Here is a 23,507-nt window from a genome sequence, read left to right as displayed (position 1 = left end):
CTCAAAAAAGATCCTCCCAGGGTCAGGTTTTTCCTGACGGAGCCTCACCGTCAGCCCGACTGGGATCAGCGTCCTGCACTCACCATCAATAGTCAAATGGCGATGGTGAGGACGACTGATATGCTGAAAACCGATACGATACACGATCGCACGTGGACCGCAGGACCACCGCGGACCATCAACGCCAACGGATTGCTTTGCTCCGATCCGCAGGAGACATGCAACGCGCTGCTGAGCAGGCTTCCGCATCGCTCCCGCCAGAATCTGCTCGAGCGCTGCGACAAAGTCGACCTTGCGGCCAGAATGCGTCTTCAGGATCGTGGAGTTCCCATACAGTACGCCTATTTCATCGAATCCGGCGCTGCATCCGTGAGCACCCGAGCCGGCGACTGCCTGCAGGTCGAAATCCAGACCCTAGGCAAGAAGGATTTCGTCGGCATTCCCCTGGTTCTCGGGATGCGGATTTCCCCCCATGCATGCACGGTCCAGGTGCCGGGAACTGCGCTGCGTATTCGCACCGAGGCACTGATCCACTTGATCACCACTGATCGCGACATCGAAAAGATGCTGCTGCGGTACGTTCAAGCGACGCTCATTCAAAGCTCCCAACTCGTCGCGTGCAACTCGCGGCACAGCTTGAACCAGCGGGTCGCGCGATGGCTCTTGGTCGCCAGGGACCGGACAGACAGCGCGGAAATCGGCATCACCCATCGCTTGATCGCGCAAGCCCTCGGTGTACGCCGCGCAAGCATCACCGATACGTTCGCCGAAATGGAGGTGGCAGGACTCATCCGCCGCAGCCGAAAGCACATTGCAATCACCAACGAGGCCTGCTTGGCGGAACTCAGTTGTAATTGCCACCGCGTCATCCAAGCCGCCCACGAGAACTCCCTATTCGGCAATCCCGGTTTGCACACCGAGCCGGAGTGACCGGGAATGTGCCCGGCTTGACTGCGGCGCCTGCTACCGCACCAGCATGTGAAGCCTTCGAGAGGAACAGACCATATCGGACCGGCTTTCCTCGGGATGAGTTCGTGGCTCCACTAGCCGTCAAGCCGACACAGTCTGGGCTGCGTCCTGGCCTCGCCACGTCCGCCGGGCAGCACAACGCCACCTCAGAGGAGCGAAAGTGAATTGGCGTTCTCCCTCCTGGACCTGAGCGCGATCCTGCTGGCGCTCTCGGCACTCTTCGGCTGGCTGAATCAAAAATACAGCCCCTTGCCACACACCATCGGCCTCCTGTTGATGAGCGTTGTGGTGTCAGGCATTCTCGTCGCAATCGATGTGGCCGCGCCGTCCCACCACCTGTTCGCGCCGTTGACGAACGCGCTGTTGCAGATCGACTTCACCTCGGTTGTGATGAACGGGATGCTCGGCTTTCTCCTGTTCGCTGGCTCCCTCCACGTGGATCTCGAGAAGCTCAAGCGCCGGGCAATTCCGGTTCTCACGCTTGCTCTGTTTGGCACCGGCATATCGACCTTGGTAGTCGGCTTCGGCTTCTACGGTGCATGCCAGTCAATCGGCCTCCCGATCTCGCTCGCCTGGTCCCTGGTCTTTGGCGCACTCATCAGTCCCACCGACCCGGTGGCGGTGATGAGCACGCTCAAGAATATCCGGGTTCCACCCGACCTGGAGATCGAGATGCAGGGAGAGTCGCTCTTCAACGACGGCATCGGGATCGTCCTGTTCACCATTCTGGTTCGCTATGCCACGGGCGGCGGAGATGTCGGTGCTGTCGACATTGGCAAGCTGCTGCTGTTCGAAGCGGGCGGCGGAATTCTCCTGGGTCTGGCGGGCGGTTACATCGCCTACAGGGCCATGCATGCGATCGATGACTATGCGATCGAAGTTCTGCTGTCCCTGGCGCTCGTCACCTCCGTCTATGCGGTTGCCCTGCGGCTTCATTGCAGCGCGCCGCTCGCGGTGGTCGCTGCCGGATTATTAATCGGAGATCGCGGTCCGCGATACGCGATGAGCGAGCAGACCCAACGCTATTTGTTCGGACTGTGGACCCTGATCGACGAGATCCTGAATTCGGTTCTCTTCCTGCTGATCGGCCTGGAGGTTCTTCTGCTCCGCTTCGGCACGCTGGCGCTGCTGGGGGCCGCAACGGCCATCCCGATCGTGCTGCTCGGCCGGCTGACCGCTGTCAGCCTTCCGTTGCTGTTCCTGGCGCGGACCACGCTCGTCTCGGCACACAACATCCCCTTCCTGACCTGGGCGGGTGTTCGAGGCGGCATCTCGGTCGCCCTGGCGCTGTCGCTTCCGGAAGGAGAGGCCAAGGCTCCCATTCTCGCAGCCACCTATGCAGTCGTCGTGTTCAGCGTGATCGTCCAAGGGTCGACGCTCGGCCTCGTCGCGAAGCGGACGTTGTCTCTGTCGGGCAAGGCGGATTGACAGTAAGGGGGCCCTTCCCTGCTCTGTGCAATCGTCAGCGATGACCGCGCGGCCAGCAAGCCAGACGAGCAGTCCACTCATCGACGATATCGCTGCCGACACGCGGCGGCGCGGGCCACGCTGAGCGTGTGACCCGCGCCCGATCGGCCGCGGACGATTGATCCGATTACTTGCTGCTCTGGCCGCTGCCGTTCTGCATGGTGCTGGAGCTGCCGCCCGAATGCGCCGCACCGCTGGCGCTGCCGGTGGTCTGGCTCTGCGGGCTGATCTCGCTGAACATCGTCAGCGAGTGCGGCCCGATCACCATCATCACCGGATCATTGTTGCTGTCCTTGGCGCTCACGATGAACGACCCCGGCACCACATTGATGTCGGTGAAGCCCTGCTTCTGCAGCTTCTGCTTGATCTCCTGCGGGATCGGCTGCGACGCCGAATTGCTCGCCTGACTGTTCTGGGTTGCGGCCTGAGAGCTGCTGCCCTGCGCGAACGCTGGAGCCTGGGACGCAGCGAGAACCAACAATGACGATGCGATGAGCCGTACAAACATTCCATGTCCTCCTGGATTGGATCGTGATGCGGACCTTGAACCGATGCGGGTGAGGAAGGTTCGACTTATCAAAGCCGCTCCGTACGGTCTCGTACTCTGATTGCTGGCGTCCCCGCCGATCGCCCGGGTCTCACGTCCTTTTCACTCTGACCGACCTGGCTGGCCGCACGGCAGCGCGCTCGATCGCGAAGACCGGAACGGCCGACAGGGCTGGTCGCGGAACAATCCTGGAGAGGAACCATTGACAGGCGGCGGCCTCATCCCCGCCGCCGCCCCGCCCCCTCCTGGCTGACGCACCACCGCCCAGCGAGGGCTTCTGATCACGCGCATCGAGGACCCATGACTGCACGTTTCCGCAAGATGCTCGACGATCTCGCAGAGACGTTCTGGCTGGTGCCGGCTCTGATCGTTCTGCTCGGCATCGGCATCGCGTTCATGGCGATCGAGATCGACCGCGGCACCATCGTTGCTGACTGGCTGCGCGACGAGTGGCTCTACACTGGCGGCGCGACCGGCGCCCGCACGCTTCTCGGCGCCATCGCGTCCTCCACGATTGGTGTCGCCGGCACGGTGTTCTCGATCATGATCGCGGCGCTGTCGCTCGCAGCCGGGCAGATGGGGCCGCGGCTGCTGCGGAACTTCACGCGCGATCGCGGCAACCAGATCGCGCTCGGCGTCTTCCTCGCCACCTTCTGCTACGCGCTCATCGTGCTGCGGAGCGTGCGCACCCCAGCGGAAGGCGCGTTCGTGCCGCATCTCGCGACCACGATCGGCATCGTGCTCGCCTTCCTCTCCGTCGCCACTCTCGTCTATTTCGTCGGTCACATGTCCGGACGGATCAATGTCGACACCGTCATCGGCCTGGTCAGCGACGACGTGCAGTCCATGATCCACTCGCTGACGCGCGAGGACAGCCAACCCGCGCCGCCGCCCGCGCGCTTCTGGCAGGACGCTGTTCCGATCGTCGACGCGCGTCAGGGCTATCTGGTCCAGCTGGACGAGAGCGGACTGGCGACGTGGGCGTGCGAGCACGACACCGCCATCCATCTCCTCGTCCGGCCTGGGGATTACGTTTTTCCCGGCGCGCCGATCGCGACGGCGACCAGGACTCGCGATGGAATCGAGGAAGCGATCCGCGATGCGACCGCGCTCAGCCCGCAGCAGGTCACATCGGCCGATCTCCGCTTTGCGGTTCGACAACTCGTCGAGGTCGCGGTCCGTGCGCTTTCGCCGGGGATCAACGATCCGCATACGGCGATCACAGTCGTCGACCGGCTCGGTGCAGCCTTGTGCGAGATGCAGCCGCTGCGATTGCAGACGGGCGTCTGGATCAAGGACGGAAAACCGGCGCTGGTCGTGCCGCATCTCCGCTACGATGAACTGGTCGCCGCCATGTTCGACATGATCCGGCAGAACGCGGCGAACGCGCCCCCCGTGCTGATCCGCATGATCGAGGTGATGGTCCAGGTCGTGAGCTGCGACCGCGACCCGCATCGGATCGAATGCGTCCGCAAGCACGCCGATCTCGTCCTCGCGGACGCCGAGCGGAGCATCCGCAATCCCAGCGATCTCGACGCCGTCCGTAGCCATCATCGCATCTTCACTGCGGTCTGCGAAGATGGCCCGCTGGGCCGCTTCCGGAGCTGATGCATTCTGGGCCAGCTCTGCGCCGTGATCATCTGCGATCGACGTTGTTTGCGCGGTGTGCCCGACAGAATGCGTACGGTCGCGGACGATGTTTGAGCAAACGCGAGCCCAACGGGCGGCGGTCGAGGGAACCAGCGCGTCGAAAGAACATTCCTTTGCTGTTGCTGCTGTTGCTTAGAAACCGTCGCCGCCGCGCCGGCAGGCCATCTAGCTTGGAATCCTCGATTTGACCTCATCTCACCGGTACCCGCTCGGTCCGATCATTGTCCTCGTTGCTGCTGCCGCAGGTGTGCTGCTCGGACTCTACTATTATTTCACACCTCTGACGGGCATCACAGGAGCACCCGGCGTGCTGCTCGTCATCGGCTCCAGCTTGGCCCTCGTCCTCGACGCCTTCATCCTGTGGTTCGGCGGGCGCGGATGGCTGTTCGGGGTGTTCTGGGTGCTCGGACTGCTCGGCGCGCTCGGCACGATCGTCGCCGCCTGGTTTCTGCACGCGTGGTGGCTGGCGGCGGCGATCGTCTTCGTCTTCGCCGGATTGATCGTGACGCTTGCCGGCCCCTCCCAGCCCCGGAGGGCCGCAGCATGACAACCCGCGCACTTCTCCGTATCGCTCCGGCTGCGGCGCTCGGGCTGGCGCTGATGGTCGCGCTGCCAGCGGCCATCGCCCAGAACGACACGAGCAATCCGGGCGCGACCTCGGGGGGCATCTCCGGCCAGGAGCAGCATGAACCATCGGGCCCAGGCTACGGGCCGCCGCGCGGCAATGTGGTCGCCCCCTCGTCCGCTCCGGCCACCAGCCCATCGTCGACCACCGACGCCGCCGCGCTGCAGCCCTCCGGGGCTCTGCCCGCACCGAAGCCAATTCCGCTCGTCCCGTCGCATCCCGTCTGGAATACGTTCCACGGCCAGCTCAACGCGCAGAAATATTCCCCGCTGACCCAGATCACGGCCGACAACGTCAAGTCGCTGTTGAAAGTCTGGGAATATCACACCGGCGACATGTCGGACGGATCGGGCGAGCGGCCGACCAGCGTCTGGTCCGCCACGCCCATCTTCGCCAACGACACGCTCTACATCGGCACGCCGTTCTATCGCGTGATCGCGCTGGATCCCGGGACCGGCCAGGTCAAATGGACCTTCGACTCCAAGTCGACGCTGAAGGCGTTGACCCAGCCGGCGCTGAAGAATCGCGGCGTTGCCTATTGGCAGTCGCCGAACCCTGTTGCCGGCCAGCCATGCCAGAAGATCGTCTATCTCGGCACCATGGACGCGCAGCTGTTCGCGATGGACGCCGACACCGGCAAGCTCTGCCAAGGTTTCGCGAACAACGGCGTGCTCAACGTCGACCAGTGGAACGACGTCAACAACAAATATCCGCTGTCGCTGCTGCAGCCGCCGACGGTGGCCGGCAATCACGTGATCATGGGCTGGGCCGGCAAGGACTGGGCCTACGCCGAGGCCCCTCCCGGCACCGTCTTCTCCGTCGATCCGCAGACCGGCAAGCGGCAGTGGTCGTTCGCGGCGCTGCCGCCGGACATTGCGCCGCGCACCGGCACCGCCAATGTCTGGACGGGCATGTCGGTCGATGAGGGACTAGGACTGATCTATCTCCCGGTCTCCAGCCCGTCGCCCAACTACTGGGGCGGCAACCGCACCGAAAAGATCCCACTCGCCACCTCGACCACGGCGCTCAACCTCGATACCGGCGAGGTCGTCTGGTCGCGGCAATGGGTGCATCACGACATCTGGGACTACGACATCAACTCCGCGCCGACCTTGATGGACATCACCGTCAGCGGACAGCAGATCCCGGCGCTGATGCAGGCCACCAAGATGGGCTTCCTGTTCGTCGTCGACCGCCGCACCGGCAAGTATGTCTGGCCGATCGAGGAGCGCAAGGTGCCCGGTGGCGACGGTTCGATCCAGGGCGAAGTCTATGCCCCGACGCAACCATTCCCGACCAGGCCGGCGCCGCTGCTGGATCAATCCAAGAAGCCTCCGATCTGGTGGGTCGCCGACGCCCTTGGGCTCGGCCAATGCTCGAGGCTCTGGAAGAGCCTCGACTACGCCGGCATGTACTCGCCGCCGACTCACAAGGACAACGGCGTGCTCGCCTATCCCGACTCGGCCGGCGGCGTGCAATGGGGCGGCGTGGCCTTCGATCCGCGCGGCAAGACCGCGATCGTCAACTTCTCGCACGTGGTGCAATCCATCAAGCTCTACCCAAGGAAGGAATATGAGCAGCTTGCAGGCGGCTCGGGCAACGAACAGGGCTTCTATCCGCAGGAAGGCGCGCCTTATGGCATGTCGCTCGACAACGCGCTGAACTGGCTCGGCATGCCCTGCTGGGCCCCGCCGTTCGGCGAGATCGCCGCCATCGACATGTCCACCGGCGACATCAAATGGCGCCGTCCCATCGGCGCGTCGCAGAAGTGGGGCTTCTACATGCCGGAGTCGATGGGCTCGGTGACGATCGGCGGCCCGGCGGTGACGGCCGGCGGCGTGATCTTCATCGGCGCCTCGATGGACGCCAAGGTGCGGGCCTATGCGCTGGCCGACGGCAAGGAGCTGTGGTCCGACATCGTCCAGGCCCCCGCCGTCGCCAATCCCGCCATCTATGAATACAAGGGCCGCGAATACGTCGCCTTCATCGCGGGCGGCAACACGGTCCTCAAGGATCAGGTCGGCGATCAGGTCGCCGTCTATGCCTTGCCGAAGTCGTAGCTGGCCACAGCAAACAAACGCCATGCGAGCGGCCGGCTCAACAATTGGCGGCATCTCGTCGCCCCAGCATGGTTGATTGCCTGCCAGCGAGCCATACAGGACACAATGTCACGTTCATTGCCCTCTGCGTTCCATCGTCTCGTCGCGAGCCAGGCCGGCGCTGGCATCATTCTGATGATTTCGGCTACCGCGGCGCTGATCGTCGCCAATACTCCGGCGTCAGAATTCTACTTCGCTTCACTCCAACGCTACATCGCCGGACTTTCGATCCTGCACTGGATCAACGACGCGCTGATGGCGGTGTTCTTCCTGCTCGTCGGGCTCGAGATCAAGCGGGAGTTCCTGGATGGGCAGCTCTCGACCTGGCCGCGGCGGGTGTTGCCGGCATTCGCAGCAACCGGCGGCATGGTCGTTCCCGCGCTCGTCTACATCGGCTTCAACCTGAACACCGCGGAGACCTTCCGCGGATGGGCAATCCCGACCGCCACCGACATCGCGTTCGCACTCGGGGCGCTGGCCCTGCTCGGCTCACGCGTGCCGAGTTCTCTCAAGATCTTCCTGACCGCCCTGGCCATTCTCGACGACCTCGGCGCCGTCACGGTCATCGCGGTGTTCTACACGGATCACCTCGCGCTCGGATGGCTCGCCGCGGCGGGCGCCGTTCTGGCCGTGCTGGTCGTCTTGAATCAGACCGGCGTCGCGCGGCTCTCGGCCTACCTCGTGCTCGGCGCCGCACTCTGGGTCTTCACGCTGAAGTCGGGCGTCCACGCCACGCTCGCCGGTGTCGCGCTGGCCTGGACAATTCCGGCCTCCCCGCGCAAGCAGTCCCCGCTCCTCACGCTGGAGCACGCGATCCAGCCCTGGGTGGCCTTCGCGATCCTGCCCATCTTCGCTTTTGCCAATGCCGGCGTCTCCCTGGTCGGGATGAGCTGGTATGTCCTGAAGCAACCCGTGACTCTCGGCATCATCGCGGGCCTGTTCGTCGGCAAGCAGAGCGGCATCCTTGCCGCAACGTGGCTTGCGATCCGTCTCCGGTTGGCGCGCCTGCCCGAAGGAGCCGACTGGCGCCAAGTCTACGGCATCGCGGTCCTCTGCGGCATCGGCTTCACGATGAGTCTGTTCATCGGATTGCTGGCATTTCCCGGTGCCGAAGCGCTTCAGAACGAGGTCAAGGTCGGCGTCCTGCTGGGCTCGCTGCTGTCGGGCCTGTTCGGCATGGCGCTGCTGAGTTGGCCGGGAGGGGGCAAAGGCGCCGAACGGACGATGTGAGATCGGGACTCCCGCGGCGTCCAGAGGTTGCTTCCTGGGATCGTCAACCTCGCTCAGCCGCCATGCTGCTCGACAGGGCCGCCGACACGGGACTGCTCCTGGCCCGACTCTTGCTTCTGCTTCTGCCAGGAGGCCCGCAATGCTCAGCATTCCCCGTCGCTACAGCCACTTCGTCTTTGCGGCCCTTCAGTCCGGACTGACCTGCTTCGTCGCCGCCGGCATCGCCAGCCTTCCATCCTTTGCGACGGGCGACTTCGTCTCCAACTGGCTATCGTCATGGCTGATCGCCTGGGCCACGATGTTGCCTATCGTCGTCATGGCCGCGCCCGTCATCAGATCGCTGGCCGTCGTGCTGACGCGGGACGAGCAGCCAGACCCGAAGTAACGCCGGCCTGAGGTGGCGCGCGGACCACCTCCCAACATCGTCGCCATCAACGCGCTGAACACGGGCCCCTTTGCAACGCCGCTGCGGAGCACCGCCATCGACACGCCTCTCCACGTCTCAAACAGCAGGCATGGCTGAGCCGTCTCGCGGCCGCATGCGCCCGAGCTTTGCTTTTCGATCGACCTCTCCTTGTGAAGAAGAGGCGCAGGGAAGACCGGGTACCGACTGATACCCGCGGTCCGCGTGCAACAAAAAGCACGCGGCAGAACCACAGGTTCAGCCCAATATCCGGCCTTCCCTGCGCGGCGGTTTGACGGGTTATAGGCGCTCTCCCCGGGGATCGGCTGTCTTGCCCCCGTCGCCAGCGGATCATCATCACCGCCGGCTTGGCATCAGCACCGCGATGCCAGGACCACACCATTTCGCCGTCGCCTCGCTCCGTTCGTCGGCACGGGCTGTGACACCCGGCTGCAGAGCAACGCGCCCGTCGCATCTCCGGCTCGACGCTTCATGACGATCGCGAAACGTCCCTCTTCAACGAGCCGGGATGCGCGGAAATGTGCAGGTGATTTGCCCGACATGGCAAGGGATGAGTGCGCGACAAACTGGCACGACGGGTAGTTGGTGCATGCGGGGTGTGCAAGGATTGCCCGTCGGGCAGATACTCAATAGGACGACGACGGGGGGGTCCGCGCGGGCTATCGTCGTCGCTATGTCGCGACCAACTTTCTCAATCGCAGCAAGAGCCAACAAATTTCGTGCACTGTCACCATAACTCCAGAGAGCCAAGGAATTTTGTGCACCCCAACTCGCTATCATCGTCCCCCTCTTTGAGCCGACGGGCCTGCCAGAGGGATTGCCGCTCTGCCCCTTTGTGAAAGACTTGGTCCCTTTTTGGCGTTTCTCCTTTCTTGAAAATCAACTTCTGATAGCCTTCTGTCTTCTCCGATTGTGCACACACCCGAGGTTGAGTTGGCACGCACCGACGACATTCCGCCGGCCGAAGGTACGGTTCAGGCGATCCACCGTAGCCGAGGCTCAACCGCGTCCGAAAGGCTGCTGGCCGACCTTGGCGAGCATGCGTTTCTTGACCTGTGGTCTTACCCCAACCTATTCTACGAGAAGAAGCAGGGAGGCGTGGGCGACGGCAAGGAGCTGTGCGACATGCTCGTTGTCTGTGGGGATGACGTCATCATATTCAGCGACAAGCATATCAAGTACCAGGACGACAAGCCTATTCAAGTCGCGTGGCCGAGGTTCTACCGCAAGGCCATCGAGGGGGCGGTAAAACAAATCAACGGCGCCAACAACTGGATTACCCGCTTCCCCGAGAGGATCTTCACCGACTCAGCCTGCACACAGAAGCTTCCCATTGACCTTCCGCCCGTTGAGACCCGGCGCACGCATGGCGTGGTGGTGGCGACGGGGGCCCATCGGGCTATCCAGGACGCGCTCAACGACGACAGCGGCTCATTCATGATCATGCCTTCGCTTAAGGGGCAGGAGGCGATTGATTTCTCACAGCCGGGATACATGCCCTTCTGCGTTGGCGACGTGAATCCCGGGGGAATGTTCATCCACGTGTTCGACAATGTCGGCATCAAGCGCGTCCTTGAGCACCTGAATACAATCACCGACTTCACCCGCTACCTCAACAAGCGCGCCGAGTACATCCGCAGCGGCAAGTTGTTCATGTGCCATGGCGAGGAGGAGCTACTGGCGAACTACCTCAACGTCGGCATTCGGACTGGCGGTGAGTACGATTTCGAGCTTCCCCGCAAGAAGGGCAACGAAGACGCCGGCATGGTAACCCTGCAAGGGGAGTGGTCGCGTTACGTGCTTTCAGAGGGTTACTTCGCGAAAACATTGGCCGACGACATCTCCTACACGTGGGACAGGCTCATCACCGTGTTCACTGAGAACCTGCTTGCCGGCACCACCGAGACAATCCTTGGCGAGACCGCCACCATTGCAACAGCCGAGCGAGGCTTGAGGTTTATGGCCGCTGAGGGGCGGTTCGCCCGGCGGATGCTGGGTGAAGCTGTGGACGGCGCCCTACGCAAGGCTATGGAGTTCAAGCAAGACCGGTATGCACGGGTGATGTTCCCGAGCCAGATCAACGCCGACGACAAGGTTGCCTACGTCATTGTTGTTGTGGCCTACCCGGTGGAGCTGGAGGCTCGCGGCGGGTTGAAGCGTGGGTATGTCCAATACCGAGAAACGAGAGCGAAGATTCTTGAGGCTTATTGCCTCGGTGTCCTTCACGACAACCGCAACCTCAACACCGTGGTAGCGATCGGGATGGACGCGCACTCCTCACAGACTGGTCGCAAGGGCGGTTCGGAGGACATGCTCGCCATGCGGATTGACGAATGGACGGACAGCCTAATCGAGAGCGCGCTGAAGGCGAAGGAGCACTACGACGTTCTACGCGAGAACCGCATCATCAAGCAAAAATTTTCGCGTGATGAGTACCCTGCCCTTGGTGAGCCGACCGAGCGGCGGTGGCCGAAAAACAGGCCGTCGAGCAAGAGGTTCAAGAAGCGGAAATGAAAAGCTCCGAGAAAGGAGCCTTGCCTGCCGATTCTCCACCAGCACAGATTCGGGCACGCATTTTCTCGGCCAATACGACGAGGCCGCAAAAGCCGACACTGATATTCACGGGAAACAGTAGTATGACTAATTAGTCGCGTAGATTTCGCAACTACGGTGCCAGTTCACAAATTACACGCCGCGCGGAATCCTCAGATCAGCACCTTGAATGAAGCCACAAACTTCCGGTCAGCCGCATCCCAACCCTCCAGGGGTTTGCGCTTCATGACCTGCACGAGGAAGGTGTGCGGTCCGGAGACCGTCGTCAGGCCGCCTCCCCATACATTGTCGCTGCCGAAGTTGAAGCGCTTGGCGGGGAGCATGGCGCCGCTCGCCGACTTGATTTCGGTCTTGTCGATCGAGAGGAATTCGCCCGATACGCGCTCCACCAGTCCATCGAGCATGGACTGCTTCATCAAGCGGGCTTACCTTGAATCGGCCAGGCCGCATGGAAAACGGCGAAGGCCTTGTTTCCGTCCTTGGCGAGAAACGTCGTCGACGAAAGCCCGAGCAGGCCGCTCGACTTTTCCTCGGGCGGCGTCGGAAACTCGATCGAGAAGAAATGCTCGGCGGGAGCGATCGCGTGGCCAGCGATGGCCGGGGCTGGGATGACGGCGCCACTGAGGCTGGACAGCAGATGGCGTCGCGATATCCCGCTCATGACGACCTGCCCTACTCCCACTCGATTATCTTGCGTGAGATTAAGTCATTGATCAAAAACGTCTTTTTACGCAACGCGGCCTCAAGACGCCATGGTGAGACCAACGATTTTCTTTGGTGTTGATTCCACGGGAATTTCTTGTGCGCTGATGCTGAGCGCCATCTCAGCAACTATCGGCGACTATTTCCTGCGCGGCAGCAATTAACATCTGACCTCGGTGCCGCGATCGAATGGAAAGCTGGACGAACGCTCTCGATCGTCGTCAACTGGTGGCGCAAGGCGATAGCCGACAATGTTCGACGTCTTGTTAGCAGCCGTCGAATGGCAAGCAAGGCAGCTCGGCGAGACGATGACAAGCGACGTAGTGGTCTGGGCCGATCGCACCCAGCACCGGGAGACGCTGCGAGCAGGAATCGATCGCGGCCGGACAGCGCTGCGCGAAACGGCAGCCGGGCGGCGGGTCGACCGGGCTCGGCGGATCGCCCTTGACGAGATGGCGTCGCTTCAACTCGTCGCGCATCGGTCCGGGCGGCGCGGCGGCCGCGATCAGGGACCACGTGTAGGGATGGCGGGGTGCGGCGAAGATCTCGGCGGCCGGCGCCTGCTCGACGATCTTGCCGAGATACATCACCGCGACCTCGTCGCAGAATTTCTGGATCACGCCGAGGTCGTGCGAGATGAAGATGTAGGTGAGATCGCGCTCGCGCTGCAGCCGTTTCAACAGGTTCAAAATCTGTGCCTGGATCGCCACGTCCAGCGCGGATACCGCCTCGTCGCAGACGATCAGGTCGGGCTCGGGCGCCATCGCGCGTGCGATGCACAGCCGCTGACGCTGGCCGCCGGAGAACTGGTGCGGATAAAGGTCGGCGGCCTGCGGCGGCAGGCCGACCTCGGCCAGCAGCCTGCGCACCCGCTCGTCGCGCTCGCTCCGCGTTCCAATTCCAAGCAGGTCGAGCGGCTCGCGGATCTGATCGCCTGCGCGGCGGCGTGGATTCAACGCCGAGAACGGGTCCTGGAAGACGATCTGCAGATGCCGCCGCACCTCGCGCAACGCTCGACCGGTGAGGCCGGCGATGTCGCGATTGCCGAACACGATCTGACCTGACGTTGCCGGCACCAGCCGCATCACGGCCTGCGCGGTGGTCGACTTACCCGAGCCGCTCTCGCCGACGATGCCCAACGTCGTGCCGCGACGAACGCGAAAGCTGACGCCATCGACCGCATGCACGAACGACGGCCGGCCGTGGCGGCGCCCGGCCGGAAAGTGCACGACAAGATCGTTGACGTCGAGCAGCACCTCGCGGGTGCCCGTTCCGCGGATTGCCTCTGCCATGCTCATGCCGCGAGCTCCGTCTTGCGCCAGCAGGACACCGCGTGGCCCGGCGCAATCGGCTCGAGCGTAGGCTGCGGCTTTGCACGGCAGACGTCGCAAGCCTGCGCGCATCTTGCAAGGAAGGCGCAATCGGCCCCGCGCGCGCCGAGTGGCGGCACCATGCCGGGGATCTCGCCGAGATCGACCCAGGGCTGCGGCGGCCCGCCGACGGCGAGGTGCGGGACGCAGTTGAGCAAGCCCCGCGTGTAGGGATGACGCGGCGCCGTCACGATCGCTTCCGAGGCCCCCGCCTCGATGCAGCGTCCGGCATAGAGCACGAGCATCTCGTCTGCGAGCTCGGCGACTGCGCCGAGATCGTGGGTGATCAGCAGGATCGCTGTCCCGGTGCTGCGTTGCAGTTCGGCCAGCAGATCGAAGATCTGCGCCTGCACGGTCACGTCGAGCGCCGTCGTCGGCTCGTCGGCGATCAACAGCTTCGGACGCCCGGCCAGCGCCATCGCGATCATCACGCGCTGGCGCATGCCTCCCGAAAGCTGGTGCGGATAGGCATCGATCCGCTGCTCGGCGGCAGGGATCTGCACCGCGCGGAGCAGCGCGATGGCGCGCGACCGCGCCGCGGCGCGGTCGAGCCCCTGGTGCCAGCGCAGCACCTCGCCGATCTGGTCACCCACGGTGAACAGCGGATTGAGCGCGGTCATCGGCTCCTGGAAGATCATCGACATGGCGCTGCCGCGCAAGCTCCGCATCTGCTTCGCCGGCAGGGTCAGCACGTCCCTGCCCTCCAGCACGATGCGGCCCGAGGTAATGACGAAATCCTCCGGCAGCAGCCGCATCAGGGCCAGCGCCGTCATGCTCTTGCCGCAACCGGATTCGCCGACCAGCGCCAGGGTCTGCGCCGGAGCAACCGCGAACGACAGGTTCTCGATGACGGGTACAAGGCGGCCGGACCCGTTGCGCATGCTCACGTTGAGATTATCGACTTCGAGCAGCGCGCTCATCATGACCTCCGCCGCAGACGCGGGTTGATCGCATCGTTGAGACCGTCGCCGACCAGGCTGATCGCGAGCACCGCGAGGAAGATCGCCGCGCCTGGGAACATCACCGCCCACCACGCATCGAGAATGTAGTTGCGGTTCTGGCCCAGCATCAGCCCCCAGCTCATGACGTTCGGATCGCCCAGGCCGAGGAAGCTCAGGCCGCCCTCGAACAGGATGGCGACCCCGATCGCGAGCGTCGCCGACACGATCACCGCGGGCAGCGCATTCGGCAGCAGCACTCGCAGGATCAGATTGGCGCTGGATGCACCCGCCGCGCGCGACGCCTTGACGAAATCGAGATCGCGCAGCCGCAAGAATTCCGCCCGCGTCAGCCGCGCCACCGAGGTCCAGCTCACCCCGCCGATCGCGAGCGTGATCGTGGTCAGCTTCGGCCCGAACAGCGTCACCAGCACCATCGCGAACAACAGCGGCGGCAGGATCTGGAAGAACTCGGTGATCTTGACCATGATGGCATCGATCGCGCCGCCGAAGAAGCCGCTGACAGCGCCTATGACGAGCCCGATCGCGATCGTGATGAGCGCTGCGACGGCACCGACCGCGAGCGTCGCGCGCCCGCCATGGATCAGCCCGGCCAGTACGTCGCGGCCGAGATAGTCGGTGCCAAACCAGGCATCGGCATCAGGCGGCATGAACGGCGCGCCGACGAGATCCAGCGGATCGACCGGATAGAGCGATGGCCCGATTACGGCCACCAGGATGATCAGGAGCAGCATGCCGGCGCCGGCCACGCCCGACGGGCTCTTCATGAACTGCCGCAAGGCCAGGCGCCAGGGCGGCACGGCCGCCGGCGCGGAAAGATCGATCTGCGGCGCCGCCATCGGCGAGGATGTCTCGATCGTCATCGCCGCCCCGTCCGGATGCGCGGGTCGACGAGGCGGTAGATCATATCGGTCACGATGTTTGCGGTCATCACCATCAGGGCGGAGAAGAACAGCACGGCCATCAGGGTCGGATAGTCGCGACGCAGGATGGAATCGAACACGAGCCGGCCCATTCCGGGCCAGCTGAACACGGTCTCGACCAGCACGGCGCCAGCGAACAGATTGCCGAACTGATGACCGGCGACGGTCACGATCGGGATCAGCGTGTTGCGCAGCGCGTGTTTGCCGACCACCAGCCATTCCGGCAGACCCTTGGCGCGGGCGGTTCTGACATAGTCCGCCGACAGCGCCTCGATCATGTTGACGCGGGCCAGCCGACTGTATTGCGCGATGAACACCAGGGCCAGCGTCAGCGACGGCAATACCAGATGGCGGCCGACATCGAGCACATAGGCGAAGCCATGCTTGGGATTGACGACGTCGGCCATGCCGACCACCGGCAGGATCGGCCACACCGAGCCGAACAGCAGCAGCAACAGAAGCCCGGTCCAGAAGATCGGCGCCGCATAGCCTGCCAGCGACACCACGGTGACGGCATGGCTGAACAGGCCGTTCGGCCGACGGGCGCTGACCACCCCGAGCATGGTGCCGATCGCGAGCGCAGCGGACAGCGCGCACAGCGTGAGATAAAGCGTCGCCGGCAGCCGCTGCAGGATCAGGCCGAGCACGGGCTGGTTGAAGTAATAGGAGTAGCCGAAATCGCCGACGGCGACGTTGCCGAGATAGATGGAGAGCTGCTGCATCAGGCTCTGGTCGAGGCCATATTTGGCGCGCAGCGCCGCAACGACCTCTGCCGACGCCCCTCCCATCTCGCCTGCGATCACCTGGACGGGATCGCCGGGGGCGAGATGGATCAGGCAGAAGTTCAGCACCAGCACGGCAGTCAAGAGCGCTATCGCATTAATGATCTGCCTGGCCAGATGGGTGGCGAATGCCATGGTGCAGCAAGTCTCCTCGTCGCTTTCGGGGACACCAATGTCCGGTCGGAACCGCCTCAGGTCTTCGGCGGGACTTCCCAGTAAAGCTCATCGAGCGGCGACATCATGCCCCAGATCGAGTTCGGGAGATTGCCGAGCCCCTTGGCGAAGGCATTGTAATAGGGGCTGACATTGATGAAGTAGATCGGCACATCGGAAACGACGATCTTCTGGAACTCCGAGTAGAGCGCCCTGCGCTTCTCGGGTGAGGTTTCGACCGCCGCCGCCTGCAACAGCTCGTCCACCTTGGGGTTGGAATATTGCTGCGTGTTCGACCAGATGATGCCCTTGCGGATGTTCGACGTCAGATAGGTCCGGTTGACGCCGATCACCGGGTCGCCCCAGTTGTAGACGGTGTCCATGGTCAGGTCGAAATCGAAATTCGAGACGCGCTGCGCCCAGGTCGGGAAATCAGGCGCGGCGCGCACCTCGAGATTGATGCCGACGCGCTTGAGCTGCGAGCGCATGTATTCGGCGACGTTGCGCTGCTGCTCGTCACCGCCGGGAATGTAGTCGATGGTCAGCGAAAAGCGCGAGCCGTCCGCCCCCTTTGCGTATCCTGCAGCGTCCAACAGTGCCGCCGACTTGGCGTAGTCGACCTTGTATGCCTCCACCCCGGCTTCGGCGAGCGGCGAATCCGGTGCGATCGGTCCCAGCGCCGGCGTAGCCTTGCCGCCCATCAGCTTGGACACGATGAAGTCGCGGTTGGCCGCATAGGCGACGGCCTGACGCACGCGGACATCGTCGAGTGGCTTCTTCCTGGTGTTGAAGGCGAGCCAGTTGAGCGGGCCGACGCCGGCCATGCCCTTGTCGGTCACGACCAGGTTCGGCGCCTTCTGCAGCCGATCGATGTCGCGGGCGCCGGCGATGAAGGGAAACGCGCTGAAGTCGCCGCGTTCCAGCGAGACCACGGCCGCGTTCTGATCCGACACCAGCCTGACCACGATCTTGTCGAGCTTGGGCCGGCCGGGGATGAAGAACTTGTCGAACTTCTCCAGCGTGTAGTATTCGCCCTGCTTGTATTCGGTCAGCTTGAACGGGCCGGAGCCGATCGGCTTCAGATTGGCCGGGTGCGTCTTCAGATCCTGGCCATCGCCATAGATGTGCTTGGGCAGGATCGGCATCAGCGCCGGCGACATCGCCAGGAGCAGCGACGGGCTCGGGTTCTTCAGGCGGAGGATCGCGGTCGCGGGATCGGGCGTCTCGACCTTGTCGACCGCCGCCAGCATCGTCTGGAACGGATGGTTGGCCTTGATCGCCATGATCGAGAAGGCGACGTCCTCCGACGTCACGGGGTGACCGTCGTGGAAGACGGCATCCTTCACCAGGTGCAGCGTGACGGATAGTCCGTCAGGCGCGACCTCCCACGACTGCGCCAGGTATGGCTGCGGATTCCATTTGTCGTCATAGCGCAGCGGGCTCGCGAAGATCTGGGCCGTCGGCATGGCTGTTGCCATGCCCGATTGCACGGCGCCGTTGAAATGGCGCGGCACCTGCGTGGTGGCGACCACCAGCGTATTGCCACCGGATGATTGCGCCCGCGCCGCGGGCGACGCGAACGTGGCTGCTGCGACGAGACCGAGAGCTCCGAGCACGAAATGTCGTCTGATCAACATGGCTATCCCGCTTCCTGATTCACGACAGGGTGGATGATGAGAAAGTCGCTTGGTGGTCCGATTGGCCTCGAAGTCATCACGTCACGCCGCAGCGGTCAGGGCGCGATCGAGGATCGCGTCCAGTTCGTGATCCGATGGCAAATTCGCGGTGCCGACGCCAGCCAGCGTGATCGTCTCGGCCACATCAGGCGCAGCATCGTCCGCCGGCGTCAGCGACCAGTTGCGCGACACCAACTGGAACACCTGCGCCCGGTCGTCGCCGTCGACCAGGCAAATCCCCTTCAGCCGCAGCAATTGGCCCGGCAGGTCGAGCACGGCCGCGGCAAGCCTGTCGCGATCGAAGCATCCGACACGCCGATACGTCCAGCGACGGAAATCGCTTTCGTGGTCAGCCGTCTCCGCGACCGGCTCGGCGCGGAAGCGCGCCGTCCGCCCTCGTCCGAAAACGGCTTGATGCACGGGAGTGAGCGCCGACAATTGCTCGATCGGCACGTCAGGCCGGATGGCGCCGATGACGGCGCACGCCGCATCGCGCTGGCTCTCGCTGGCCAGGTCGCATTTGCTGAGCAGCACCACGTCGCATTTGGCGAACTGGTTGCGGATGGTCTCGCCGATGTGCCGGTCCTCGCACTGTGTCGCGATGCGGGTCGCATCGGCCAGTACGACGACGCCGTCGAGCCGCAGCGACGGCTCGACAAGTGCGATCTCGGCGATGCGCCAGGGGTCGCCCACGCCGCTGGCTTCGATCACCACGCGATCAAAGCTCCCGACATCATCGAGCAGCCGCGCCAGCGTATCGAGAAAGCCGGTCCCGATGCTGCAGCAGACGCAACCGTTGGTGAGCGACATCGTCGTGCCGTCGTGGCTCCGGATCAGCGCGGCATCGACATTGATCTCGCCGAAATCGTTCACCAGCACCGCGCAGCGCTCGGTGCTGGCGCACAGCAGCCGGTTGAGCAGCGTCGTCTTCCCGGCGCCGAGAAAGCCGCCGATCACGGTGAACGGAATGGGCGCGGATGTCGTCATGCGCGCGGCGCCTCCTTGACGGCGCCGCCGACCACCGTTCCCCAGACCGCAACGTCCTTCAGGTCCTCCGGCGCGACCGTGAACGGGTCCTGCTCGAGGACTGCGAAGTCGGCATACTTGCCGGTCTCGATGCTGCCGACGAGATGATCGAGCTTGAGCGTGTAGGCCGCACCGATCGTGATGGCGCCAAGCGCCTGCTCCACGCTCAGCGCCTCGGTCTCGGCGCCGAGCTTGCGGCCCGATGAGGACACCCGGTTCACGGCGCACCACGCGGTGAACAGCGGCGACAGCGGCGTGACCGGCGCATCGGAGTGGATCGAGAACGGAACGCCTATCCGCTGCGCGGTGCCCGTGGCATCGAGACGCCCCGCCCGCTCCGGCCCCATCGTCAGCTCGTAGTGGGAATCGCCCCAGTAGAAGACGTGATTGGCAAACAGGTTGACGCACATGCCGAGCGCCTTCATGCGGCGGAATTGCGCCGCGTCGGCCATCTGGCAGTGCTGCAGGGTGTGGCGGTGGTCCGGCCGCGGGTGAGCGGTCTGCGCCTTCTCCACCGCGTCCAGCGCCAGTTCGGTGGCTTCATCACCATTGGTGTGGATGTGAAGCTGGATGCCGGCCTTGTGGTACAGATCGACCAGGCGCGGCAGCTCGTCGGGCGCGATGTACCAGAGGCCGTTCGGCGCGCCGTTGTGATAGCCGGGCCAGCGCAAGCGCGCCGTGAAGCCCTGGATCGAACCGTCGACGACCAGCTTGACGATGCCGTAATGCAGCTTGTCGTTGCCGGACTCGCGCAGCACCGTGATCTTCTCGATCGCCTTGTCCGGAGGATGCGTAGCCGAGGCCAGCGCCGGCACCAGGCGCACACCGAAATCCGCCTGCTGCGTCGCGGAGCGGTAGAGGTCCAGCGTATTCTCGGTGAGGTCGTTGTGCAGATCGGTGATCGTGGTGACACCCTGCACGCAGGCCGATGACGCGTAGCGCTGCACGTCGGACATTGTCAGCAGTTCCGACAGCGGATTGCCGACCAGACGGAAGGCCCGCAGCCGCGCCGCGATGCCTTGCAACTCGCCGCTGGCCCGGCCGTCGGCTCCGGCGACGACGCCGGAGATGTCGGTGGCATGCAGCAGCTGCGTGCGCTCCAGCACCAGCGTGTTGACCACGCTGATGTGGAAGCTGGCGTGGATCACCATGATGGGCCGCGTCGTCGAGACCCGGTCCAGCGCTTCGCGCGTCAGCTTCTCGCCACCGATATGCAGCGGATCAAAACCCCAGGCAAACAGCGTCGCGTTCGGATCGGCCATCGCGGCTTCGGCCTCGCGGAGCCGTGCAACGATCGCATCGATGTCGGGCACGCCGGCCACCGCCCTGCCCTCCGGCGAGCGCCTTTCGAATGCCCCAACGTAGGGCAGCGACCACATCATGCCTTCCATGATGTGGCTGTGGCCTTCGACGAACCCCGGCAGCAGCACCTTGTCGCGGAAGCGCATGTCGATCCCGCCCTGCGGGACGAACTGAGCGATCTCGGCTTCACTGCCGGCCGCGACGATCCGCCCCTCTCTCACCGCAACGTGCGTCGCAAAGGGCCGCGACGGATTCATCGTCACAATCCTGCGGGCCACGTAGACGACGGTATCTGAGCTCACCGCGAACTCCTCCAACTTCCCGAGACCCCACCAACACCCGTTTTACCAAGGCCCGGTTTACCAAGAGCCGTTGTTGAAACCTGCGGCGTCGGATGAGTCCAGGCCAGCGCCAGATGCCATGCACAAATGGAGCCAGCCCATGCGAAACGCGGCCTCAGGCGTTCCGCCATGGCGCGGTTTTTGCTTTAATTTCAGCACCTCACAGGGTCAGGACCAAATATTCGATGGCAAAATTCGCGCCCTTGCTGCGATCCGAAGCGGACCGGCCAACAGTTCCGATTCACGACGTGCTGTTCTGGGTCTCGCTGTTCGACGGTCTGGACCGCGGCGGCACCTTCCTGCAACTTCAGATCCGACAGATGATCGTAACAGCGATCGAGGATGGTCGTCTGCCGCTCGGCGTCCGCATGCCGTCCAGCCGCGATCTCGCGGCACTGCTGAAGGTCTCCCGAAATACCATCGTCATCGCCTACGAGCAGCTCGTCGACCAGAACTTCCTGGTCTCGCGCGAGCGCAGCGGCTACTTCGTGGCGGGCCTGCCCAAGCATATCGGCGAAGCCCAGCAACCTGCAACGGAGGTCTACAGCCGGCGGTGGACCGAGCGCTTCGCGCTGCAGCCATCGGCGCTTCGCAACATCGTCAAGCCGCTCGACTGGCAGACCTATCCCTATCCCTTCATCTTCGGGCAGTTCGATCCGAGCCTGTTTCCGACCAACGACTGGCGTGAGAGCGCGCGCGCGGCACTCAGCGTTCCCGAGATCAACAACTGGGCGCGCGACATGATCGACGGCGACGATCCGGCGCTGATCGAACAATTGCAGCGGCAGGTGCTGCCGCGCCGCGGCATCCGCGCCCGCGCCGATGAGATCATGCTCACGATCGGAGCACAGCACGCCCTCTATTTGATTGCCAAACTGTTCCTGCAGCCCCAGACCCCGATCGGCATCGAAGACCCTGGCTATCCCGACGCGCGCAACATCTTCGGCATGATGACATCGCAGGTCGTGCCGCTTCGGCTCGATGATCAGGGCCTGGTGCCCGACGAGGCGTTCGCACGCTGCGCGCTGGCCTATGTCACGGCGAGCCACCAATGCCCGACCACGGCCGCGATGTCGCGGGCGCGCCGCGAGGAAATTCTCAGGGTCGCGCGCGAGCGCGACATCGTCCTGATCGAGGATGACTATGAAAGCGAGCTGATGCCGGAGGGCAGCAGCCTGCCCCCGCTGATGAGCCTGGATCGCGACCAGAGCGTGCTCTATGTCGGCAGCCTCTCGAAGGCCTTGGCGCCCGGCCTGCGGCTCGGCTACGTCGTGGCGCCGGCCCCCGTCATCCGCGAGTTGCGTGCGCTGCGCCGGCTGATGCTGCGCCATCCGCCGCTGAACAACCAGCGCGTCGCAGCCTTGTTCATCGGCCTCGGGCACTACCGGTCGCATCTGCAGCAGGTCGGCCGCGTGCTGCTCGAACGCGCCGCACTGCTCGACACGCTGCTGCCGCAAGCACTGCCGGGCTGCAGCTGGTCGCGCGGCCCGGGCAGCACCAGCTATTGGATCCACTGCCCCGAGGGAACGGACGCGGTGCGGCTGTCGGAGGTGGCGCGCGCCGAAGGCGTGGTCATCGAGCCCGGCGACGTGTTCTCGATCAACCCGGAGGCGACGCGCAACTGCTTCCGTCTCGGCTTCTCCTCGATCCGCACCGACCGGATTGCGCCGGGGATCGCGAAGCTCGGCCAGATCTTCGCCCAGCACATGTCGTCGCAAACCACTTGAGCGGCTACAGCAGGTCGCTCAGCCCCTTGAGCGCGCTGCCGAGGGCGACCACTGCGAGACTCGCCATCGACACCCGGCGATGCAGCGTATCGCTGCCACGGTGAAAGCCGAGATCGCCGAGCCAGGTGCCGACCAGCATCACGGGAATGCCGAGCGCGGTCAGGACCGCGATGTGCAGGTCGAGGAGATCGAACCACGCCAGGCTGGCGGTTGCGACGATCGAGGAGACGAGGAAGAACACCATCATCGAGGCACGGGCGGCGATCCGGCCGAATGCGCCCGCATTGTAGTAGACGATCACCGGCGGTCCGGGCATGCCCGCAAGGCCATTGAACAGCCCGGCGGTGAGACCGACCAGCGCCGTGATCCAGCGCGCCGGCGCTGCAGTCAAGCGAAACCCCGCATTCAGCAGCACGACCGCTCCGACCGTGATCAGGGCAATCAGAAGACGTGCCGCCGATGCCGAGACCAGGCTGAGCACCAGCGCGCCGACCGGCGAGCCGATCACGCTTCCGAGGATCAGCCAACGCAGCGAGGACCAGTCGCAGACACGCGAGGCGCGCGGCAGATCGCCGATCCCGATCAGAAGCTGCAGACAGACTGCGACCGGCACCGATTGCGTCGGCGGCATGAACAGGCCGAGCAGCGGCACGGCCGTCAGCGCAAAACCGAAGCCCGTGAAACCACGCACCAGCGCCGCGGCAAAGATCGACAGCGCCGCAGCGAGCACCAGTGCGGCGCTCGGCAGAGAGGTGGCGGCGATATCATGGACCGCGACGGCCAGTTCCTGCAGGGCCATCGTCAGGGTGTGATGTAAGGGCACAAAGGCGGCGTCATCGGCCCAGTCAGCAGGATCGCCATGACTGCGAAAGGGCCAGCAGCGCCCGACCACCGGGCCAGTACTGGCTACAGAACTCGCCCGCTCTGGTTCTAGAGCCTCCAGCCGCTGCCGTGGCACATGCGAGCCAAGCTCCAGCCGCGG

The 23,507-nt window shown here is 64.3% G+C and carries 20 protein-coding genes; 9 read left to right on the top strand and 11 right to left on the bottom strand.

Annotation, left to right across the window (positions count from 1 at the left end; translation table 11 throughout):
- The first annotated feature begins 120 nt into the window (after positions 1-120).
- Positions 121-930 carry a Crp/Fnr family transcriptional regulator gene (locus QQL87_RS07575; RefSeq protein ID WP_284417764.1) on the top strand — a complete coding sequence of 270 codons (810 nt, stop codon included), beginning with the start codon at positions 121-123 and terminating at the stop codon, positions 928-930.
- 204 nt (positions 931-1,134) lie between these two features.
- Complete coding sequence (locus tag QQL87_RS07570; RefSeq protein WP_284417763.1) at positions 1,135-2,397, top strand: cation:proton antiporter; 1,263 nt, start codon at positions 1,135-1,137, stop codon at positions 2,395-2,397.
- A 166-nt stretch (positions 2,398-2,563) separates the two neighbouring features.
- On the opposite strand, the gene QQL87_RS07565 is transcribed toward QQL87_RS07570, so the two are convergent.
- Positions 2,564-2,944, bottom strand: coding sequence for a hypothetical protein (locus tag QQL87_RS07565; RefSeq protein WP_284417762.1), 381 nt, complete (start codon positions 2,942-2,944; stop codon positions 2,564-2,566).
- Between the two features lie 339 nt (positions 2,945-3,283).
- Between QQL87_RS07565 and QQL87_RS07560 the strand changes: the two genes are divergently transcribed.
- The 6 genes from QQL87_RS07560 (at position 3,284) to QQL87_RS07535 (ending at position 11,525) form a co-directional block, all read left to right on the top strand.
- On the top strand, positions 3,284-4,591 hold the full coding sequence (locus QQL87_RS07560; RefSeq protein ID WP_284417761.1) for a DUF2254 domain-containing protein: 1,308 nt from the start codon (positions 3,284-3,286) through the stop codon (positions 4,589-4,591).
- A 349-nt stretch (positions 4,592-4,940) separates the two neighbouring features.
- Positions 4,941-5,180 (top strand): hypothetical protein, encoded by a 240-nt coding sequence (locus QQL87_RS07555; protein WP_284417760.1) that lies wholly within the window; start codon positions 4,941-4,943, stop codon positions 5,178-5,180.
- Positions 5,177-7,318: a pyrroloquinoline quinone-dependent dehydrogenase gene (locus QQL87_RS07550; RefSeq protein WP_284417759.1), complete on the top strand. Its 2,142-nt coding sequence runs from the start codon at positions 5,177-5,179 to the stop codon at positions 7,316-7,318. Before QQL87_RS07555 ends, QQL87_RS07550 begins: the two co-directional genes overlap by 4 nt.
- Positions 7,319-7,423: 105 nt before the next feature.
- Positions 7,424-8,587: a Na+/H+ antiporter NhaA gene (gene nhaA / locus QQL87_RS07545; protein WP_284417758.1), complete on the top strand. Its 1,164-nt coding sequence runs from the start codon at positions 7,424-7,426 to the stop codon at positions 8,585-8,587.
- A gap of 139 nt (positions 8,588-8,726) precedes the next feature.
- Complete coding sequence (locus QQL87_RS07540) at positions 8,727-8,972, top strand: DUF2798 domain-containing protein (RefSeq protein ID WP_284417757.1); 246 nt, start codon at positions 8,727-8,729, stop codon at positions 8,970-8,972.
- A 972-nt stretch (positions 8,973-9,944) separates the two neighbouring features.
- Positions 9,945-11,525 (top strand): hypothetical protein, encoded by a 1,581-nt coding sequence (locus QQL87_RS07535; RefSeq protein ID WP_284417756.1) that lies wholly within the window; start codon positions 9,945-9,947, stop codon positions 11,523-11,525.
- Between the two features lie 191 nt (positions 11,526-11,716).
- On the opposite strand, the gene QQL87_RS07530 is transcribed toward QQL87_RS07535, so the two are convergent.
- The 9 genes from QQL87_RS07530 to QQL87_RS07490 form a co-directional block, all read right to left on the bottom strand.
- Positions 11,717-11,980 carry a hypothetical protein gene (locus tag QQL87_RS07530; protein ID WP_284417754.1) on the bottom strand — a complete coding sequence of 88 codons (264 nt, stop codon included), beginning with the start codon at positions 11,978-11,980 and terminating at the stop codon, positions 11,717-11,719.
- Entirely contained in the window at positions 11,980-12,225 is a 246-nt protein-coding gene (locus QQL87_RS07525; RefSeq protein WP_284417753.1) for a hypothetical protein, read from the bottom strand. Before QQL87_RS07525 ends, QQL87_RS07530 begins: the two co-directional genes overlap by 1 nt.
- 307 nt (positions 12,226-12,532) lie before the next feature.
- The gene (locus tag QQL87_RS07520; RefSeq protein WP_284417752.1) at positions 12,533-13,564 is read right to left on the bottom strand and encodes an ABC transporter ATP-binding protein; all 1,032 of its coding nucleotides are present in this window, start codon (positions 13,562-13,564) and stop codon (positions 12,533-12,535) included.
- A complete protein-coding gene (locus tag QQL87_RS07515; protein ID WP_284417751.1) occupies positions 13,561-14,556 on the bottom strand; it encodes an ABC transporter ATP-binding protein in 996 nt (331 codons plus the stop codon). Before QQL87_RS07515 ends, QQL87_RS07520 begins: the two co-directional genes overlap by 4 nt.
- A complete protein-coding gene (locus tag QQL87_RS07510; RefSeq protein ID WP_284417750.1) occupies positions 14,556-15,458 on the bottom strand; it encodes an ABC transporter permease in 903 nt (300 codons plus the stop codon). Before QQL87_RS07510 ends, QQL87_RS07515 begins: the two co-directional genes overlap by 1 nt.
- Entirely contained in the window at positions 15,455-16,435 is a 981-nt protein-coding gene (locus tag QQL87_RS07505; protein WP_284417749.1) for an ABC transporter permease, read from the bottom strand. Before QQL87_RS07505 ends, QQL87_RS07510 begins: the two co-directional genes overlap by 4 nt.
- A 56-nt stretch (positions 16,436-16,491) precedes the next feature.
- Positions 16,492-18,090: an ABC transporter substrate-binding protein gene (locus QQL87_RS07500; protein ID WP_284417748.1), complete on the bottom strand. Its 1,599-nt coding sequence runs from the start codon at positions 18,088-18,090 to the stop codon at positions 16,492-16,494.
- 81 nt (positions 18,091-18,171) lie between these two features.
- A complete protein-coding gene (locus QQL87_RS07495) occupies positions 18,172-19,116 on the bottom strand; it encodes a CobW family GTP-binding protein (RefSeq protein ID WP_284417747.1) in 945 nt (314 codons plus the stop codon).
- Complete coding sequence (locus tag QQL87_RS07490; protein WP_284417746.1) at positions 19,113-20,759, bottom strand: amidohydrolase; 1,647 nt, start codon at positions 20,757-20,759, stop codon at positions 19,113-19,115. Before QQL87_RS07490 ends, QQL87_RS07495 begins: the two co-directional genes overlap by 4 nt.
- Positions 20,760-20,983: 224 nt before the next feature.
- Here QQL87_RS07490 and pdxR point away from each other — a divergent pair, with 224 nt between their 5' ends.
- Complete coding sequence (gene pdxR, locus QQL87_RS07485; RefSeq protein ID WP_284417745.1) at positions 20,984-22,525, top strand: MocR-like pyridoxine biosynthesis transcription factor PdxR; 1,542 nt, start codon at positions 20,984-20,986, stop codon at positions 22,523-22,525.
- A gap of 4 nt (positions 22,526-22,529) precedes the next feature.
- On the opposite strand, the gene QQL87_RS07480 is transcribed toward pdxR, so the two are convergent.
- Entirely contained in the window at positions 22,530-23,324 is a 795-nt protein-coding gene (locus QQL87_RS07480; RefSeq protein ID WP_284417744.1) for a sulfite exporter TauE/SafE family protein, read from the bottom strand.
- Positions 23,325-23,507: the final 183 nt, after the last annotated feature.

This window comes from Bradyrhizobium sp. SSBR45G, assembly GCF_030159255.1.
Lineage (GTDB): Bacteria > Pseudomonadota > Alphaproteobacteria > Rhizobiales > Xanthobacteraceae > Bradyrhizobium.
Note: the sequence above shows the minus strand (reverse complement) of the source record. Positions and strands in the feature narration are given on the sequence as shown.

Bases quoted from the DNA above. Each gene is read 5' to 3' on its own strand.
- QQL87_RS07575 (WP_284417764.1), top strand. From the start codon at position 121: ATGCTGAAAACCGATACGATACACGATCGCACGTGGACCGCAGGACCA.
- QQL87_RS07565 (WP_284417762.1), bottom strand. From the start codon at position 2,944: ATGTTTGTACGGCTCATCGCATCGTCATTGTTGGTTCTCGCTGCGTCC.
- QQL87_RS07560 (WP_284417761.1), top strand. From the start codon at position 3,284: ATGACTGCACGTTTCCGCAAGATGCTCGACGATCTCGCAGAGACGTTC.
- QQL87_RS07550 (WP_284417759.1), top strand. From the start codon at position 5,177: ATGACAACCCGCGCACTTCTCCGTATCGCTCCGGCTGCGGCGCTCGGG.
- nhaA (WP_284417758.1), top strand. From the start codon at position 7,424: ATGTCACGTTCATTGCCCTCTGCGTTCCATCGTCTCGTCGCGAGCCAG.
- QQL87_RS07540 (WP_284417757.1), top strand. From the start codon at position 8,727: ATGCTCAGCATTCCCCGTCGCTACAGCCACTTCGTCTTTGCGGCCCTT.
- QQL87_RS07530 (WP_284417754.1), bottom strand. From the start codon at position 11,980: ATGAAGCAGTCCATGCTCGATGGACTGGTGGAGCGCGTATCGGGCGAA.
- QQL87_RS07525 (WP_284417753.1), bottom strand. From the start codon at position 12,225: ATGAGCGGGATATCGCGACGCCATCTGCTGTCCAGCCTCAGTGGCGCC.
- QQL87_RS07520 (WP_284417752.1), bottom strand. From the start codon at position 13,564: ATGAGCATGGCAGAGGCAATCCGCGGAACGGGCACCCGCGAGGTGCTG.
- QQL87_RS07515 (WP_284417751.1), bottom strand. From the start codon at position 14,556: ATGAGCGCGCTGCTCGAAGTCGATAATCTCAACGTGAGCATGCGCAAC.
- QQL87_RS07510 (WP_284417750.1), bottom strand. From the start codon at position 15,458: ATGACGATCGAGACATCCTCGCCGATGGCGGCGCCGCAGATCGATCTT.
- QQL87_RS07505 (WP_284417749.1), bottom strand. From the start codon at position 16,435: ATGGCATTCGCCACCCATCTGGCCAGGCAGATCATTAATGCGATAGCG.
- QQL87_RS07500 (WP_284417748.1), bottom strand. From the start codon at position 18,090: ATGTTGATCAGACGACATTTCGTGCTCGGAGCTCTCGGTCTCGTCGCA.
- QQL87_RS07495 (WP_284417747.1), bottom strand. From the start codon at position 19,116: ATGACGACATCCGCGCCCATTCCGTTCACCGTGATCGGCGGCTTTCTC.
- pdxR (WP_284417745.1), top strand. From the start codon at position 20,984: ATGGCAAAATTCGCGCCCTTGCTGCGATCCGAAGCGGACCGGCCAACA.
- QQL87_RS07480 (WP_284417744.1), bottom strand. From the start codon at position 23,324: ATGGCCCTGCAGGAACTGGCCGTCGCGGTCCATGATATCGCCGCCACC.